Origin of the sequence: Rhodococcus sp. MEB064, from assembly GCF_000834565.1 — a bacterium.
Taxonomy (GTDB): Bacteria; Actinomycetota; Actinomycetes; order Mycobacteriales; family Mycobacteriaceae; genus Rhodococcoides.
In genome coordinates this window covers 1-235 of sequence record NZ_JXQS01000081.1, presented here as the reverse complement: position 1 = coordinate 235, position 235 = coordinate 1, and the positions used below count along the sequence as shown (strand labels likewise).

Sequence of the window (235 nt, the reverse complement as noted above, 5' to 3'; positions counted from 1 at the left end):
GCTTGACTGCGAGACAGACACGTCGAGCAGGTACGAAAGTAGGTCTTAGTGATCCGGTGGTTCTGTATGGAAGGGCCATCGCTCAACGGATAAAAGGTACTCCGGGGATAACAGGCTGATACCGCCCAAGAGTTCATATCGACGGCGGTGTTTGGCACCTCGATGTCGGCTCATCACATCCTGGGGCTGAAGCCGGTCCCAAGGGTATGGCTGTTCGCCATTTAAAGTGGTACGC

At 54.9% G+C, this 235-nt stretch carries 1 rRNA gene; it reads left to right on the top strand.

Annotation, left to right across the window (positions count from 1 at the left end):
- Positions 1 to 235 (top strand): 23S ribosomal RNA (locus tag RU01_RS21940); the annotation flags it as partial.